Below are 16,723 nucleotides of genomic sequence, written 5' to 3' on the forward strand. Positions count from 1 at the left end.
GCAACTCAGAATGCCGCCGCGTGACCATCTTTTCGGTGATCTGAGCCACCAACGTAGAGGCCGTTGTCCATACGGTGGATAATCTGCGCGCCGCCGAAGCTGAAATCACCTTCGAGCGAGCCGCACTTGATGTCGTGCCCGAGCCCGGCAAGCCCGTCGAGGGTCGCCGTGTCGAAGCCTGTCTCCATCGCCACGCGCCGCCCCTCGAGCACCCTCCAGCGCGGCGCGTCGCTCGCCGCCTGCGGGCTCTGAGCGAAATCCAGCATTCGAAGGATCATCTGCACATGCCCTTGGGCCTGGATAGGTCCGCCCATCACGCCGTAGCTCGTTAGCGGCGCGCCATTCTTGGTGACGAACCCTGGGATGATCGTGTGAAACGGACGCTTGCCGGGCCCGACATGATTGGGGCTAGAAGGATCGAGGCTGAAACCCTTGCCACGGTTTTGAAGGCTTACCCCCACCTCGGGCACCACTACGCCCGAGCCGAAGCCAGCATAGTTGGACTGAATGAAGGAGATCATCCGGCCCTCGGCGTCGGCCGCGCTGATATAGATCGTGCCTGAGGGTCCTGGCAGACCATGGTCCGGATCGCCGGCTCTGTCCGTATCGATCAGCTTGGCGCGCGCGCGCAAATATGCATCATCGAGGAGCGCGGCCGGATCGACCTGCATCGCCGCCAGATCCCCGACATGGGCATAGGTGTCGGCAAGCGCTAGCTTCATCGCCTCGATTTGCAGATGCAGTCCGATAACGCTGTCGGGACCGTAGTCGCGGATCGGCGTGTGCGCGAGGATGCCGAGCGCGATCAGCGCAGCGATACCCTGCCCGTTAGGCGGGATCTCGTGGGCATCGATCGCTCCATAACGCTGTGCGATGGTGCCGCACCAGTCGGCGGCATGGGCAGCGAAATCGGCCTCGTCAAGTGCGGCGCCATGCTGACGTGCGAAGCCGGCGATCGCCTCGGCAATCTCGCCGCGATAGAAGGCCTCACCGCGGGTCTCGGCAATGCGGCGCAGGGTCCGAGCCATGGCCGGAGCACGAAACAGCTCGCCCGCGCGCGGAGCCCGACCTCCGGGCATGAAGACCTCGGCAAATCCCGGTTGCGCGGCGAGCAATTCGGCACCCGCGGCCCACTGGCGGGCGATAATCGGCGAGACCGGATAGCCACGCTCGGCATAGTCGATGGCGGGCTCGAACAGTGCTTCGAAGGGAAGCGCGCCAAACCGCTCTGACAACGCCACCCAGGCCGAGACCGCTCCCGGCACTGTCACCGTCTCCCAGCCGCGCTCGGGCATTACGTCGCGGCCAGCGAAGCGCGCCGGCGTCCAGGCCCCCGGCGCGCGACCCGAGGCGTTGAGCCCGTGCAGCTCAGCCCCGTCATGCAGGATCGCAAAGGCGTCGCTGCCCAGCCCGTTGCCCGTCGGCTCGAGCACTGGCATCGCGATGGCGGCGGCGAGTGCGGCATCGACGGCATTGCCGCCCCTGTCGAGCATCCGCAGCCCCGCCTGAGCGGCGAGCGGCTGCGAGGTGGCGATCATGTTGCGTCCCATCACTGGGCTGCGCTGCGAGGGATAGGGGGTCGAGAAGTCGAAATCCATCTTTCCTGTGTCCTTAGCCTGTTGCATCACGAGTCAGCACCAACGCCCGCGCGAGGGCGCATCCGGTGGCGCAAGAAAACCACTAGCGAGATCACCGCGAGCGCGAGGAACGCGGCGGAGACCGGTCGGGTGATGAAAAGCGTCAGATCCTCGCTTATTGAGAGAGCACGACGCAGATTGGTCTCGGCGATGGGCCCGAGGATGACTCCGAGCACCAGCGGCGCAAGCGGGTAATCCATCTTCTTCATCACATAGCCGAGCACGCCCACGAAGAAAAGCAGGTGAATGTCGGCTACGCGGTTATTGAGCGCGAACACCCCGACGGCGCAGAAGACGAGTACGGCGGGGATGATGATGTGCTTGGGTATCTTGGTGACCATCAGGAAATAGCGCATCGAGCTGAGCGTGATCAGGAGCATCAATAGCGCGCCAATAAACAGTCCCACGAAAATCGAATAGACGATTTCCGGGTTGTCCACCATAAGTCGAGGGCCCACCGCGATGCCGTGTACCATCAGTGACGCCATCAGCACCGCGTCCACTGCACTGCCCGGAATACCGAGCGCGATCATCGGTATCAGCCCGCCGCCGGCGGTCGAGGAGTTGCCCGACTCCGAGGCGACAACGCCCTCGGGTACGCCTGTTCCAAAGCTATCAGGGTCCGTTGACGCCCGGCGGGCCTGATCATAGGCGACGAGGTTCGCGATGGAGCTCCCCGCGCCGGGTACCGCCCCAATAAACACTCCCACCAGCGAAGATCGGATCAGGTTGACCGGCCGGCGGATCGTATCCATTAGGTAGGGTAACGGCCGGAACACGATGCGCTCCTCTATCAGCGCCTCGCCGGTGCCGCTATCGCTGCGCATCTCCTCGACCTCGCCAAGCAACTGGCTGACTGCATAGACCCCGATCAGCACTGCGAGAAACGGTAGCCCAGTGCTCAGCATCGCCAGATCGAAGGTGAAGCGCGGACTGTTCATCATCGGGTCGGACCCGATCGTAGCGAGGAAGATGCCGATGAGCCCGGCGATGAGCCCGCGCACCACGGACCGGCCCACTAGGCTCGCGATCACTGTCATCGCGAAGACGATGAGCGAAAAATATTCCCACGGGCCCAGCCCGATCGCCACAATCGCCAGCGGTGGTGCCGCAAGTACCAGCACGATGATCGATATCAGAGTACCGAAGAAGGAGGCGAAGATCCCGATACCAAGGGCGCGGCCAGGATCACCCTTGCGCGCCATCGGGTAGGCGTCGAAGGTCGTCGCCACCGCCGAGGGCGTGCCGGGAATGCCGAGAAGGGCAGCACTGATCATGCCCCCCGTCAGGCCGCCAACATAAACGCCGAGCATCGTTGCGATGCCCTGAACCGGAGGCATGTAGAAGGTCAGCGGCAACGTCAGCACGATCGCCATGGTGATCGTGAAGCCCGGGATCGCTGAGGCCACGATGCCCGCGACCACGCCCACGAACATCGTCACCAGTGTGGCGAGCTGGAGAATCTCGAGAAAGCCGACTGCGAACCCATCAAGCATAGAGCTTTCCCCTCAACCCCGTATCGCCCTGCCGGAACCCGCCGCTCAGGAAAACGGCCCGCGCGGCAGGAATACGTGAAGCACCTGCGCGAAGAGGACCTGAAGTCCCACCGAGAGCACCAGAGCGATGATCGCCGAGATCACGAGATTGCGCCATGTACGGGGGCCGAGCAGCAACTGCACGCCGAAGGCGAATAGGAAGGCCGCGATCAAAAAGCCGAGCGGCCGGATCAGCAGCAGAAACAGAGCGAACGCGCCGAGCACCGAGAACACCAGTCGGAACTCTAAAGTCGTACGCAAAGCCACATCGAAGAGCGCCCGGGGACCATATCTGAGCTCCGAGAGTGCTTGCCGAGCGGTCTGGATTATCATCACCACGTTGAGAAACATCAGCAAGCCAAGCACGATGCGTGGGAAGGTGCCCGCCCCGAGTGGTTCCCAGCGCGACTCCGGCAGCGCCATCGCCTCCCAGAAGAGATACGCGAACGCCAAAAGCATCACGAGGTTGAACGCGAATTGCAGTAGTGCGCTATCGCCCGCCATGGCGTTAGGTTCAACTCCGTAGGCCTCCGGCCGGTCGGACCGGCCGGAGGCGTTGTCGGAGTGGGAATCGCTCACTGCTCGAGCTGCTCGGCCAGATCGGCGACCGTCTGATCGAGCTCGTCCATGTACTCCCCGTATTCGTCACGCGTACGCAGGACCATTTCGGCGCCGGCGTTATTGATCGCCTCGATAAAAGCCTCGTCTTCCGCCATCGGCTCGAAGGCGTTGGAGAGATAATCAAGGATCGCCTCATCGGTGCCGGCCGGCGCAAAGAGCCCGCGGTTGATCGACAGCTCCAGATCGTAGCCGAGCTCCTGCAGCGTGGGCACGTCCGGCGTCGCATCGAGCCGCTCTGCCGAGCCGACAGCAAGGAACTTCAGATCACCATTCTCAACGAATTCGAGCGAGGAGGCGATGTCGCCGATTGCCGCGTCGATATGGCCGCCCACCAGCGACTGAATGCGCTGTCCTGTGCCCTCAAAGCCGACATAGGAGACCTCGTAATCGGCCGCCTGCTCCATCATCGCCGAGTGCAGATGAGGCACCCCTGCCAGCGTGACGCCAAAGCGGATCTCACCAGGGTTCTCCTGCGCGTATTCGACGAACTCCTCGAAGGTGTCATAAGGCCGATCTGCATTGACAACGAGATACTGTGGCGAAGAGGTGAAGGACGCGATGGGCTCGAAATCCGACGGATGTACATCCGTAAGGCCCGTGTAATAGGAGACGAGGAGCCCCTCATGGATCTGCGCGACGGTATAGCCGTCGGGCTCGCGCTCGCGCGCCTCGGCAAGGCCCTGGGTGCCGGACGCTCCGGGCATATTGATCACCGGCATCGGCTGACCGAGATAGTCCTCAGCATAGTTGGAAACAACGCGCATATTCACGTCGCTGCCCCCGCCAACGCCCCAGGGCACAATCATCTCGATGGCGCGCTCGGGGTAATCCGCCGACGCGGTGGCCGCGAAGCCTAGCGAGGCGCACGCAGCAAGTACGGTGGTTGAAAGTAGACGCGTGGTGGTGTCGTTCATGGTGATGTCCTCTTGTTGGTTACCGGACACCGCACCTTTTCTGGATACAAAACGGCAGTCCGACACCCTGACTGTATACAAGACGTCAGGATCGACGTAAAGAGTGACAGCACCTTGCGTTGTGCGCCGCCGCATCTGCCAGCGGAGCTTCAACCCGGCGGCGGTCACGAAGCGGTGCGTGACATCACCGCATTAGTCACAACGCTTCGTAATACTGCCTGATCATGTCCGCCATCAACCGCCGCCGCTCTCGGAGGAAGTCTTCGTAATTTTCGGCCGTCACCTCGCGGATAAACGACGGGATCGCGTTCTCGCTCAGGTTCTCGGCGAGGTCCTCAGCGTCGTTAATTTCCCCAAGGCGTAGGCAACCGGTTTGGACCTGCTCATCGACCCATTGCATGTACTCAGAGGGTGGGTGGTCTTTGATGCCGATATTAATGGGCGTCTCTGTGAGGGCGAAGTTCGCGACCTGGTTGTAATCGCCGGCTTTGGGGAAGCCGTTCCTGATGAGGTGATTCTTTGGAACGATGTGATGAATATCCCCGTGGCCCTCGATCATGTGCGCGACCGCGATAGACTTGGAGAGAAAACCGCGCCCACCGCTGTGAACACGCGCGGCAAGATAGGTCTGAAAGGCGGGACTACGGCGACTTGGGGTCATCAGCAGTTGCGGCAAGGCGCCGGTCCAAAAGCCCTCACCCAGCTCAGACTGCTCGAGCATCGATAGGTACTGAGGCGCACCGTGCTCCTCAATGCGGCGCAGATCCGTCTCCCAGATCGACTCAAAGCTGCCCACCGCCCGGCCCGTCAGCAAACTCATCACGAACCAACGCTTGACCAGACGGGACCGTTCACCCTCGGTCATTGCCTCGTTCTGACGGGTGCGCAGATAGAGCGCGTAGGCGAAGTTCAGCGCATTTTTGGAGCCAATCATGCTGGCATCAATGAACCCCGCTGATTTGATCATCATCACAAACCGCTCGACATGGGTCTGCCGGACCATCTCGTTCAGTGTCTCGCTAAGGCGCGCATAAGCTCCTGGAATGCGGGACTCATCGACTTTGCGGGTCTCTGGATCAAGGCCAGAGAGTTCACTCACGATCGCACCCGCCTTGCCCCGGGAGAAACCAACCAGTCCCGCCACGCGAATGATGTCCGTGTACTCAGGCTGGAAAAGTTCATCCGATTGGCCCTTCAGCCAACTGATTTTCTTAAGATGATCGGTGGCGGCGAACTCTTGGTCGTTCGCGGAGATATCGTCGAAGGCGTGCCCCGCCACCGCAAGATGGCAGAAGTAGTCGATGAGCTTGCGCAGGTTTCGCCCTTCCTCGCCGTAGGTGGCAATTTTGCTCATCACGAAGTCAGCACTGGAGAGCGGTACGCCCTTGGCGTTGATGCGCACAAAGATCTCCGCCACCGTCTCGACATCGAGGTCATCGGCCAGTGAGATCACCCCCACCTGGGCGTGTTCGATGGCGGCGAGCTTGCCGATGGCGACCTCCACCGTGTCCTCATCCACGCCAGGGTTCTTCTCAAAATACTGCCGCAGAAAGGTGAGCTGTCGAGTCCCGGAGAAGAACTCCGCAATGTCATGAATCCACTGATTACTCCGGTCGATGGCGGGTGTTCGGGTTGCGAACTCCTCAGTGACCGGATTAAACGATATGGCGATGCGCTTTCGCTGATAGTTCCGGCCCACCACCGGTTGACCGGCGATCGCGGCTCGAAGCGCCGTCACCCGTTGCTGCCCATCAATGAGAATCTGCTGGTGGGCAGCGACCTCCCCGCCCTTGAGCTTGGCCCCCACCGATTGCCAGGTGATGAGGTAGCCCACCGGGTAGCCGTGATACAGGGAGTCAATCAGATCCCGAACTTGGGGTGTCTTCCAGACGAACGGGCGCTGGAGCTCCGGGATCGCGATCTTATCGCTCCGCACATCAGCGAGGACCTGACTCACTGCGGTCTGTTTGACTTCGTACTTGGCCATCAATGGCCCTCCCAAGCCGCTCAGCTCACCCAAAAACTGGGGCGCTGAAGGGATGTCATCCGTTACACGGGCACTCGGGTCACCTTAACTGTGATGGCCAAGCCTGCAACCCAATACAACGGATTTCTCCCAGAGTCTCGCACGGCAACGCACCCAGCCCCCTCTCAGACCCGGGTTCTTCGTGGACTAATCCGCGACAGCCTTCAAAAGCGCATCCCGAGCATCAGAAAAGAACTGAATATCCACCTTAGTCGCCATGTCATCTGACAAATCGAGTAGCTGCTTTCGGCAGGTCACGGGCATCAAGACCACGCTAGCTCCCTTCTCAACAGCTATCTCCACCAAATTGACAGCGTCGTGAATTGGCTCAATCGAGCCACCCAGATTGAGTTCCCCGACGACAACAAGGCCGCCCTTAACGCTGCGTTTTAGCAGAGCGGTTGAGAGCGCGATTACTGATGCAACGCCGACCTTGGCGCCCGCTTTAGCAGCGTCGAAGCCCCGTATCTGCGCTGTAAACTCGTGTTGACGCGGATCCTTATCACCGACGAGCTGTTGGGAGCGTGCATAGAGGTTTTGCTCAGCGAAGCCCATGCTTTCTTTAAATGACGGCGGCACAGGCTTGTTCAAGATTTTAACGCCCGACCCTGGCCCCTCGTTGACCTCTATACGGAACAGCCCGGGATGCTCGCCCTCGGCGCCGGGGCTGATCGTCCACACTTGACCCGGCTCCAGAGGGTCATCGCCGATACCGCCTGTACTCTGCAACTCAGGCGTGGAAACGAACTTCTCAACCCCGTCCTCGCCGAGCGTGTAGCTGAAGTGGGTGTTCCGGAACTCGGCTGCGCCGATACGCTTCTGCTGTTCCTTTACGCGGCGCCGAGCCTCAAGGGCGATGCGCACAGCCCATTCCAGATCTTCGTCTGGAATCTCCCCACCAGCCGGATACAGCAACTTCAGCAAGCCGCCGACAGTCTTGTTCACGGCATTGGTATCGCGCCCGGACAAAGCTCCGCCGTAATGCACGCGATCCTGAATCGTCGCGAGCCGGCTTTGGGCGCGCAATTGGCTCCAGCATTCCGAAAGGAAGTCACTCACCAATCCGAAGTGATCAGTGAGGATTTCACTGCGCACTTTGGGCACATCCCACCCTGGCAGAAAGGCGTGGATGCGATCCATGAACGCCGTGTCATCTTTCATCTCTGGCGGCATCGGCCCGAAGAGGTGGCCGATGCGCTGTTGATGCTCGACATCCACCTCGAAGTTACCAACCAAGACGATGCTGCCGTCGGCACGGATACTCTCCTTCCCACGACTGAACTCGCCGGACTCCATGTACCCCTTCATGATGTTCACACCATCTTTCTGGTCGAAGGAGATGCCCGAGACCTCGTCGAAGCAGACGACGTCATACTGACAAACCAATCCACGCTGGCCATTGGCATTGTTGACGAACATCTTGGCGACCGTGGCCTTACCGCCGGAAATCAGGTGTGCGTAGGGCGAGACTTGCTGGAACAGGTGACTCTTGCCCGTGCCTCGTGGGCCAAGCTCCACCAGGTTGTAGTTGCGCTCCACGAAGGGAACCATGCGCAACGTCAGCGCATCTTTCTCACGCTCGCTCAGGGCTCCGGGCTCGATACCGGTGGAGCGCAGCAGGAAATCCTTCCACTGGGCCGTGCTGAACTGATTACGGGCCTCGCCGAGCTGTTCAAGGACATCGCGGCTTGAGAGTTGGATCTCGCGCAGGTTGACTACGGCGAAGGGCCTGCCGTTTTGTTCCACGGCAATGGCAGCGTCGTAGGCCAGCGTGATCTCTGCGTAGAAACCACCGGTAAACATGCGCTCATGTGCGTTCGCCAGCTCGGCTGAAATCCGCGCATCCTTGATCCGCAGGCTTGGCAAGGTTGCGATGTAAGTATCCGTCTTGGTGTCGAGCCGGGCGGTGATCATGTCGATCAGCTTGATCTCGCCCTGCTCGCGCGCGCGGGACTTGAATAACTCCTCCTCCCCCGCCCTAACCGTGCGCGACTGCAACTGGCGCTGAACAATTTCCAAGCCCTCGTTGATCTCATCCGGATCCACGCTTGCGCAGTAGCGACCCAACAGGAACTCCACGACATAGGTCGGCACCGGGAACTGGCGACTGAAGGTCCGCACCAGGTCCTTGCGCACCAGATAGCCATCCAGTGCACCAACGGCCAAGTTGTCGATCGCATCAAGTTCTACGCTCATGAGTCCCCACCTATCCGTACCTCGCGCTGCTGGATCAAACGGCCCGCCTGATCTAAGAGCACCAGAATCGCTGGCTTGCCTTCCAGGCCTTCGTCTTCGACTACCAGCGAGCAGGTACCGTTATCCTTGAGAGCGCGCGGCGCCATCACCACACTGCTCTCCGGATCACCAGCTCGCTCACGCAGATCCGCTGTCGCCTCGACGCCCTCCTGCTCCAGCGCCACATTGCAACGCAGCCCGCGCCAGGTAACGTCAGCGATTTCCACGTGTGCGGTCGCACCACCCGCAGCCCCCTTCACGACCAACTGGAGCGTGAGGCATTCCTGCAGGCTCAAGCCGCCGTGGGCATAGTCCTCACCGCGTTTGTAGCAACTGATGCCGTCCGCCAGGGCAAACTCCTGATGCGGATTCCAGTACCAGGGGAAGAGCCGCTCCTGCGTTCGGGCGCCCTCCTTGATGGCCGCGCAGCGCCCCCACTTGGACTCCGCCAAGGCACTAGGCAGTTCAACCTTCGGCAGGCCTCCGGGGAGCAGCAACCAACCGTGGTCGGTGACCACGCGCACTTCGTCCCAGCCCGCCGCGAGCAACTCTTCGACTCGAACCTGCACCTCGCTCAGGAGGGTGTCGACGTGTTGAGCCAATTTCCAGCCACGCGCATGACCTTCATGATCGATGTCACCAAACTCGCACCATGCCTGTCCCTCGGCCCTGCCGAGCTCGTCACCACGCAGGCATTGCCAACCCGCATCCTTCAGCAACTTCTTGAGGTGATACCCGCTCAGTGTTGTCCCGGTCTCCGCGACGCTCGGTTCGAAATCCGTACTGCCTGCCTCCCCCGCAATCTTGTCCGCGACCGGCGTGACGGCCGCCTTACCAGTCGCCGTCACGCTGGGCAACGCGGCCCATGTCGGCACCTCCTCAACGGTCAGCCCGATTCCTCCCAAGCGCGCCGCGAGGCGTTTGCCCGTGTCAAAACGCAGCCCATCCACGAAGAGCACACACTGATTGTTGCGAATGTAGTGCGGCGGCTTCTCTTCGCGCACGCCACCCGGTGCGGACGCCTGGCCGGCGATCGTCTGCAGATGGCGTGCAGCATCTTCGCACCAGGGCAGATACATCGCCCGAATCGCCGCAGTAGCAGCCTCGAGATCCTGTTGCGCGCGCAGATGGGCCAGCGTCCTCAACACCGCATCATCCGCTTTCCAGCCGTAATTCGTGTATGCGGCCTTCATTTCGGCAATTCTGCCAACCGCAAGGGAATCGCTCGTTACCTCTGCCAGAGCGCAAAGCGGTTCCAGCGCGCAAGCCAATGGCGCCTCACCCAGCTCAGCCCACACAAGCTGGCGTCGCGCGGCGTGTTCCTTGTCGAGCTTGTGAATGCGTTCCCTCGCCTCATGGGCCGGCGTATCCGCCAGGGAAGTTAGCTGCCGGCGCAGCGCGTTCTCTTGGTCATCATTCCACTGCGGCCAGCCACCAGCGTTCTCAGCATCAGCGAACAGGCCGAAGTCCGGTACCTTGCTGCGCCGAATCTGCGCCGGAATATGCGGGTAGCGCCGTGCGGACTCACTGTAGCGCTGCCAGACCAGCGCCCATGGCCCGTTGCTATCCGCCAGCCTGGCAGCCCCGGCAATCGGTCCGTCGTTGGGGTCGAAGGCGAATTGGGCGCGACAGACCTCGCGAAAAGCCGCCCATTGCTGTTCTTCGCACTCGCCGTGGAAGGCTTCCGCATCGTTCAGCCACTGCAGCAGATCACGCGTCGGATCACCACCCGCCAGCAGCGTATTAAAATAGTTCGCATCCAACCGCTTAGCGCGCAGCAGCGCCACATCCTGATGGATCAGACTCCCCAGCGCCAGCAGCATCGCCCGCTTGCTGTCCTCCTCTCGAGACACATCCAGGCCCAACCCGCCCTGGTCGGACTTCAAGAATGCCATCACGGTCCAGTCCTTACCGTTGACCTGTGCCCATGTCACGCCGCGATATTGCAGCTCGGCCAGTGGCTTCAGGGATTGCGGGCAGCTCTCCACCGCGCGGAGATCCTGGCGGCCAACGCCCGGCAAATAGAGGACCGGCGTCGCATCCGGCGACAGATCAACCTCGTCGAGCACTTGGGCGATCGCACAGCGCAACCAAATCGCCGGACCACTCCGCCGTTCAGGATCGTAATTCCCCAACACCAACAGCTCAGGCATTTCGCTCTGCAGTTGCGGAATCACGCTCTGCCACTGCTGGTCGCGGTCAGTCCACAGAATGCAGTGCGGCCCGATTTCGACCTCCGCGTTATAACGTGCCGCACGGCGCACGGCGGCAATCAGCGCCTCAGCGAGCGTCTGTGTCTGTTCATTCGGCGGCTGCGCGCTCATGCCCGGACTCCAAACATCGCTGCCAACTGATCGAGGATCTCGTCGCCCGCCTCATCGGCGATATCAAGGTTCTTGGGGTAGTTCGCGTCAAGCTGGCCGCGCTGCTGCTCCAGGAAGGCACGCATATCGCGTTGCACCGTCTCCGGCAGCACCGTTGTCTCCCCCGGAACGAGCAGGCGGTAAAGGCGAAACACGTCGCCGCGGTGCTTCTTGATGTCCCTGGAGTCCACCCGCTCGCCTTGATCCTTGCGTTGGCTCAGATCCAGCCAGGCGCGCGCTTTCAGCGGGATTAGCGCGTGCTCGGTGATCATGGGCACACCCGAGTCCTGGCGCTTATGAGCGTGGATCAGCGCGTAATAGTCATCGTCCAGCAGGATTGCGGACAGGCTCACCACGGCCTCGTCGATAGGCACCGGCGTCAGGTGCCCCGGCTCAGCTAGGGGCATACGCCCCGGCTCACGCGCGAAGAATTCCAGCATCTTCGGAAAGCGGTCGTCACCTGGCTTGGCAAAGCGGTAGAAGTTGCGCGGCTGATCACCTACCTGACGCATCTCATAACCACCCTCGGCAATGAACGCCCACATGCGCTCCCCGAACTCAGGGGTCAGCGATTCCACGCACAGGACAATGTCGACATCCTGAGTGGCGCGCGGTTCAAGGTCGGCTTCCATTTGCACGAGGTACGCCGCCGCGCCCCCGATGAGCACATAGCAGTCCTCGAAGCCGGCAAAGCGTTCCGCGAACAAATCCAGCCCTCTCACCATGGCAAGGACTCCATCATCTTCTCCACAGCCTGCTCCACCCGCTCGTCGGCGTGCGAATGCAGGCTCAAAGCCAGCGACAGTGGATCCACACACCCGTCACGCGCGGTCACCTCTGGCGGATAACGCCACAGCTCAACCAGGCAGGTCCCGTCATCCGGCACGGGAATGACCTCTGCCCGATACCCGATCCGCCGCCAGGCTCGACTGGCAACGGCGTAGACTGGTTCGGTGGGCGCGCCCAGCATGGTCCGCTGGGCCAGCGCCGACTCGCCGGCGCGAGGCAGCTCCCATCCGGCCAGGTCATCCGCCATAACGCGTACGATGTCCCGGATCGGACTGCGCAGCAAGGGCAGCGCTCTCTCCCAAACGCCCCTGGGCGACTCCGCGAGATGCACGAGGCGGGCACGCCCCTGGCTTTCGGTTTGCACCAGGCCGTTACCTTCCAGCTCCTTGATGGCGCGGCTTATGCTCATGGCCGTATAGCCCAGCGGCTTGGCCATCGCGGTGGCGCTAGCCGGGGTGGGCACTTGCCCCAAGAGCATGGCGATAAGCATCATTTGGGTGGCCGGGCCCAGCACCTCCGTGGGTGCAGGTTCGCGGCGTTGCGGGCGCTGATTGGTCATCATGTAGCCGAGCCAGGGCCAGTAGATCTGCTGGCCGACCACGACGAAAGGCACCCGCATGCCCACTAAACGCCGACGCATATAACTGCCCAGTTCCTTGGCAACCAGACAGTAGTGAGAATCGCTCTCGCCGGCCAGGGTCAACGCCTTTTCGATCTGACCGACCAGCGCACGCCCCCCTTTAGCCCGGGTCTCATCCCGAAGCATGACGGCGATAAACCGCTCGTCCTCGACCGTGAAGCCCTCAAGTTCAAAGAGCTGACGCAGGTAGGCGGGCAGCTTGGTGGGCAAGGTTCCACGCGAGAAGAGCGGAAGGCCCGTCTCCTGTTCAAAGTAGTGGACAAAACTTTCCGCTCGGCTGCTCATGGGGCGACAGTAACACAACGTTATGACGCTAACATTATCTTTGTTAGCGTCATATAAACAGTTACCTCCCGCGTGTTCATACGTGAGGTAGTGTGCCTCCGCGACGCACCAAGGCCCCTACTCAGCCGCCACCAACCCGCGCCGCACGCTTCTCGGCCAAGTTGAGGTGATGGTCGTTGATCCGTTCGCCGCCGAAGACGTGATACCAGGGCGCGGACTCGATGTCCTTACCGCGATCCTTGGTCCATTTGATATTGGGCTTGTCGTGCAGCACGCCGGCCCCAGTCTTCTTGATGTCCGGCACCGTCATGAAGGGGCGGATGTTCAGGCGTACGCCATCGTTGAGATCCGTGTTCCAGCCAATGGGCTGCTCGGACAGCGGCTTCCAGCGTACGAAGATGTCGTACGGGGCCTCGCCTTCCAGGATCAGCTCCAGGCGCTGTTTCAGGGTCTCGGCGGCGGCGAGCTTTTCGCGGGCGCCGTCGACGCCATTTTCGATGTCCCGCTTCTGGCGGCTGATCCAGTCACCGAGGTAGGTGTAAATCAGGGTTTCGAGGTTCTTGTGGTCGAGCTTATGGTAGTTGACTAAGGCGGCAAAGCCGTCGCGCAGGCCGTCCCAGATGTGCCAAATGAAGGGCCGCTGCTGGAAGAGCTTGCAGTGTTGAGCGAAGAACTTCTCCCGCAGCCAGTTCTCCAGGCTCTTGCCAGGCTGCTCCACACTCTTCAGCAGCTCGGCCTGAACCCGACTGGACCACTGGTCCCCGTAGGCCGTTGCCAGCACGTCCCGCAACCGGTCCTGAGCGGAGGCCTCACCGCGCACCGGCGGGATGCAGACGATGCCGTCGCGGTCGGCATGCGGCAGCAAGGCTTCGCAGCGCTGCACCCACTCGCGCTGCTCGGCGGCCAGATCCATCTCCGGGTCCAGCTCCGCCGGCCAGCGGTAGCCGAGCAGTCGGGCAACCGCCACCTGGAGCACGGTGTCATCGGCGCGCAGCGGACCATGGGCCGTCCATTTGCTGTTTTCATCCCAGACGACCGAGCCGCAGGGGTGGCCGTGGAAAATCCATTGGGTGGGGTCGTTGGTGTAGGGCTCTGGTAGGCCGTGGGGGTATCGCTCCCCAGCGACCAGGGTCCAATATTCAAGGTCGAAGGGAACTTTCAGGAGTGTTTTTGGCGCAAGCTTAAGAGAGTTGTCGAGGGCTCGGACATGTTTACTGAAGGCCCCGGATTCACAAAACGCCCAAAGTGCAGATAGATTGGCTTTATTCTTGAGCACAATAGCGCTGCTATTTACGTCATAGCGTTGTCCTGAGTAAATGCTGCATGCCACTTCCCCCATGAGCCCAACTACCACTCCCTGCTGCCCCCAAAAAGGTTTACCAGCCCTCCAGTTCTGAGCAGCATGATTAAGATGCTTTACACTTTCCGCCAAGGCGGCGAGTGAGCCGCACTCCTTCTCCCATCGTATTATTTGCTCTCTTCCGGCATATGCCTCTGTTTCGCTTACCGCTGTTTGAACCAGCTCCCAAACCCACGAAAACCCATCAACTTCCCAGTGCATTTTGAAGAACTGGTGCAGGTCGCCGGCATGCAGACCACTTCGAGCGCTGGCAACCTCTACCAATTGAGTGCCTTCATCACCCCCGGAGACAATAAACCGAATATCAGGATTGGCTCTGATTCGCGACAGTGTCTCCCTACTAATTTGACCGGCAAGGGTAGAGCGAATGTTATCTTGCAATTTTTTGTTCGCAGAGTGATCCGCAAGCGCAAATCCAGCTTGCAGCTTGTTATTAGGTGCCGCTATTAGAAGCGCGGGATTTGCGCGAACTGGCGCCGAGAACGCATTCCAACCAAGACGCATCACAAACAATGGATTGTGATTTTCTAGATACCTTCTGCGATATTCCGTATATGGCCCCAAATATAACCACTCTCCCAGAGAGACGAGAGCATAAACTCCATTAGGTTTTATCCAGTCCCTTATCCTCTCGATGAACACTAATGCCAGATCATATCTTCCAATTGAATACCACTTATCTACAAACTCTGTAAGGCGAGGATGATGCTTTGATATGCCCAGGTAAGGCACATTCGTAGATATTAAGTCATACTTTTGGGCAAGTATTGATGCCGCTTTTGCAACCCCCTTCGCCACCACAGCCATTTCATATTGCTCAGAATCTTCCTCTTCTGAGAGCGCTTTGGTTACAAGAGGCTCAATATCTTCCCAATTCGATTCAAACAGTGAGCCCAAGCCCGTAGTGGACTGCGGGCTGATCAAGCTGCCGAGCAGAGGAGCATCCTTGAATTGATCGTAAAGTTCTTCGAGTGCAATCCGTAGATCGTTATTTTCTCCTGCCAACTCAAGCCATTTCTCCCGTTTGGCGCTTATCGACAAACCTGAACAGGCGACGTGCAATTCTGGGAGGCGGCGGTACCCGCCGGCATCGGGGTAGGTCCAGGCCGTCAGCGCCAGGGCAAAGGCGGCCAGTTCCACGCAGCGCTGATCCAGCTCCAGAGCATGAAGGTTGTCACGCAGTACCGCATCCACGGCCTGCTGCGGGCTGAGCCCTTCCAGCTCTTGGCGCATCGGCACGAGAATGAGCAGCACCGCCACCAGGAAGTGCCCCGAACCGCAGCAGGGGTCCATGACCTTCAGGTCCGCGGGGTTGTCCGGCCATTGCGCGAAGGTGCCGGCCGCCGGTGTCCATGCGCCCTGCCCGGCGCCGGCTTCCGGTGGATCATTGCCGGCCTGTCCCTCGGGGGTCTCAAGCTCCTCGCGCACAAAGCGCAGGTACTGAAGCGGCACGCCGGGAATGGCGGCCTTCTCGCGCAGCTCTTCCTCGCTTTCGGCGTTGCGCAGGTCGTCTTCGGTCAGGCGCCTTGCCGCCCACCAAGCACCCAGGGCGTTATCCAGCAGGAAGCTGACCATGTAGGGCTCGGTGAAGAGCTGTGTCACGGCGGGCAGCTCGCGCGCACCAATCTTCACCTCGGACTTGTTGATGCTTTCCTTCTTGTTGGTCTGCCAAAACTGGTAGACCCATCCCAGCGCGTCGGAGGCGGTGAAGACCTCTGTGGGCAGGTCTGCCAGCAGGCGTTCCAGCGGCCGCTGGAAGTTTGTTGGTAGCTTCAGCTCGAAGACCGGCGAGTCCACTCGGAATATTTGCGGCAACATCTGTGCGGCGTAGCGCGCCGCCAGCTCCCAGCCGTTAGCGGCGCCTTCATCGGCGGCGAGGTCTTCGCAGTCCTGCAGCGTCACTGGCACCGGCCCGTCCGGGTCCGGGTACATCAGCAGTGCGTTCTCGGCCAGGAAGCGCGCAAAAAGCATGCGGTGCCAGTGCTCGTAGGCTACCTCCTCCACGAGGCGGTCCATGCCCTGGGCCTTGCCGCCGTTGAGCGGATCACCAAGCTGACGGCCGTGCAGGCGCAGACGGCGACGCAGGTCGCGCTGGGCTTCACTTTGATCCGGGAAAGGACTCGCTTCTTCCACACCTAGCTCTTCGAGCGCGGCGCGGGCGGCCTTCTCGGCAAGCTCACGGGCTTCGACCACGGTGCTTTCAAGCTGGTTGCGCAGGCGTTTTTCGAGAGGTTGCAGCATTGCGGGCACTTATTGTGTTGGTCGGCTATTCAGAAACGTACTTGCGATAGGCAATGCAAGGGGGGCTGGGAATATCC

At 60.9% G+C, this 16,723-nt stretch carries 10 protein-coding genes; all 10 read right to left on the bottom strand.

The features are described from left to right. Window positions 1-5: 5 nt before the first annotated feature. Window positions 6-1,598 (bottom strand): gamma-glutamyltransferase family protein, encoded by a 1,593-nt coding sequence (locus GJ672_RS05585; RefSeq protein WP_154296273.1) that lies wholly within the window; start codon window positions 1,596-1,598, stop codon window positions 6-8. 26 nt (window positions 1,599-1,624) lie between these two features. Beyond that, on the bottom strand, window positions 1,625-3,133 hold the full coding sequence (locus GJ672_RS05590; RefSeq protein WP_154296274.1) for a tripartite tricarboxylate transporter permease: 1,509 nt from the start codon (window positions 3,131-3,133) through the stop codon (window positions 1,625-1,627). Window positions 3,134-3,178: 45 nt separating this feature from the next. Continuing rightward, entirely contained in the window at window positions 3,179-3,751 is a 573-nt protein-coding gene (locus tag GJ672_RS05595) for a tripartite tricarboxylate transporter TctB family protein (protein ID WP_154296275.1), read from the bottom strand. Further along, a complete protein-coding gene (locus GJ672_RS05600; protein WP_154296276.1) occupies window positions 3,748-4,707 on the bottom strand; it encodes a tripartite tricarboxylate transporter substrate binding protein in 960 nt (319 codons plus the stop codon). Before GJ672_RS05600 ends, GJ672_RS05595 begins: the two co-directional genes overlap by 4 nt. Window positions 4,708-4,903: 196 nt before the next feature. Then, window positions 4,904-6,694 (bottom strand): DUF262 domain-containing protein, encoded by a 1,791-nt coding sequence (locus GJ672_RS05605; RefSeq protein ID WP_154296277.1) that lies wholly within the window; start codon window positions 6,692-6,694, stop codon window positions 4,904-4,906. 186 nt (window positions 6,695-6,880) lie between these two features. Then, a complete protein-coding gene (gene brxL, locus GJ672_RS05610) occupies window positions 6,881-8,929 on the bottom strand; it encodes a BREX system Lon protease-like protein BrxL (protein WP_154296278.1) in 2,049 nt (682 codons plus the stop codon). Continuing rightward, entirely contained in the window at window positions 8,926-11,292 is a 2,367-nt protein-coding gene (gene pglZ / locus GJ672_RS05615; protein ID WP_154296279.1) for a BREX-1 system phosphatase PglZ type B, read from the bottom strand. Before pglZ ends, brxL begins: the two co-directional genes overlap by 4 nt. Continuing rightward, complete coding sequence (locus tag GJ672_RS05620; RefSeq protein ID WP_154296280.1) at window positions 11,289-12,056, bottom strand: hypothetical protein; 768 nt, start codon at window positions 12,054-12,056, stop codon at window positions 11,289-11,291. Before GJ672_RS05620 ends, pglZ begins: the two co-directional genes overlap by 4 nt. Beyond that, entirely contained in the window at window positions 12,050-13,045 is a 996-nt protein-coding gene (locus tag GJ672_RS05625) for a hypothetical protein (RefSeq protein ID WP_229381815.1), read from the bottom strand. Before GJ672_RS05625 ends, GJ672_RS05620 begins: the two co-directional genes overlap by 7 nt. 121 nt (window positions 13,046-13,166) lie before the next feature. Then, the gene (locus GJ672_RS05630; protein ID WP_229381816.1) at window positions 13,167-16,646 is read right to left on the bottom strand and encodes a BREX-1 system adenine-specific DNA-methyltransferase PglX; all 3,480 of its coding nucleotides are present in this window, start codon (window positions 16,644-16,646) and stop codon (window positions 13,167-13,169) included. Window positions 16,647-16,723: the final 77 nt, after the last annotated feature.

This window comes from Spiribacter sp. 2438 (assembly GCF_009676705.1).
In the GTDB taxonomy this organism is placed as follows: Bacteria; Pseudomonadota; Gammaproteobacteria; order Nitrococcales; family Nitrococcaceae; genus Spiribacter.

What these genes read in the sequence shown, in the direction of transcription:
- GJ672_RS05585 (WP_154296273.1), bottom strand. Translation starts at nt 1,598, where the DNA reads ATGGATTTCGACTTCTCGACCCCCTATCCCTCGCAGCGCAGCCCAGTG.
- GJ672_RS05590 (WP_154296274.1), bottom strand. Translation starts at nt 3,133, where the DNA reads ATGCTTGATGGGTTCGCAGTCGGCTTTCTCGAGATTCTCCAGCTCGCC.
- brxL (WP_154296278.1), bottom strand. Translation starts at nt 8,929, where the DNA reads ATGAGCGTAGAACTTGATGCGATCGACAACTTGGCCGTTGGTGCACTG.
- GJ672_RS05620 (WP_154296280.1), bottom strand. Translation starts at nt 12,056, where the DNA reads ATGGTGAGAGGGCTGGATTTGTTCGCGGAACGCTTTGCCGGCTTCGAG.
- GJ672_RS05630 (WP_229381816.1), bottom strand. Translation starts at nt 16,646, where the DNA reads ATGCTGCAACCTCTCGAAAAACGCCTGCGCAACCAGCTTGAAAGCACC.
- GJ672_RS05605 (WP_154296277.1), bottom strand. Translation starts at nt 6,694, where the DNA reads ATGGCCAAGTACGAAGTCAAACAGACCGCAGTGAGTCAGGTCCTCGCT.
- GJ672_RS05600 (WP_154296276.1), bottom strand. Translation starts at nt 4,707, where the DNA reads ATGAACGACACCACCACGCGTCTACTTTCAACCACCGTACTTGCTGCG.
- pglZ (WP_154296279.1), bottom strand. Translation starts at nt 11,292, where the DNA reads ATGAGCGCGCAGCCGCCGAATGAACAGACACAGACGCTCGCTGAGGCG.
- GJ672_RS05625 (WP_229381815.1), bottom strand. Translation starts at nt 13,045, where the DNA reads ATGAGCAGCCGAGCGGAAAGTTTTGTCCACTACTTTGAACAGGAGACG.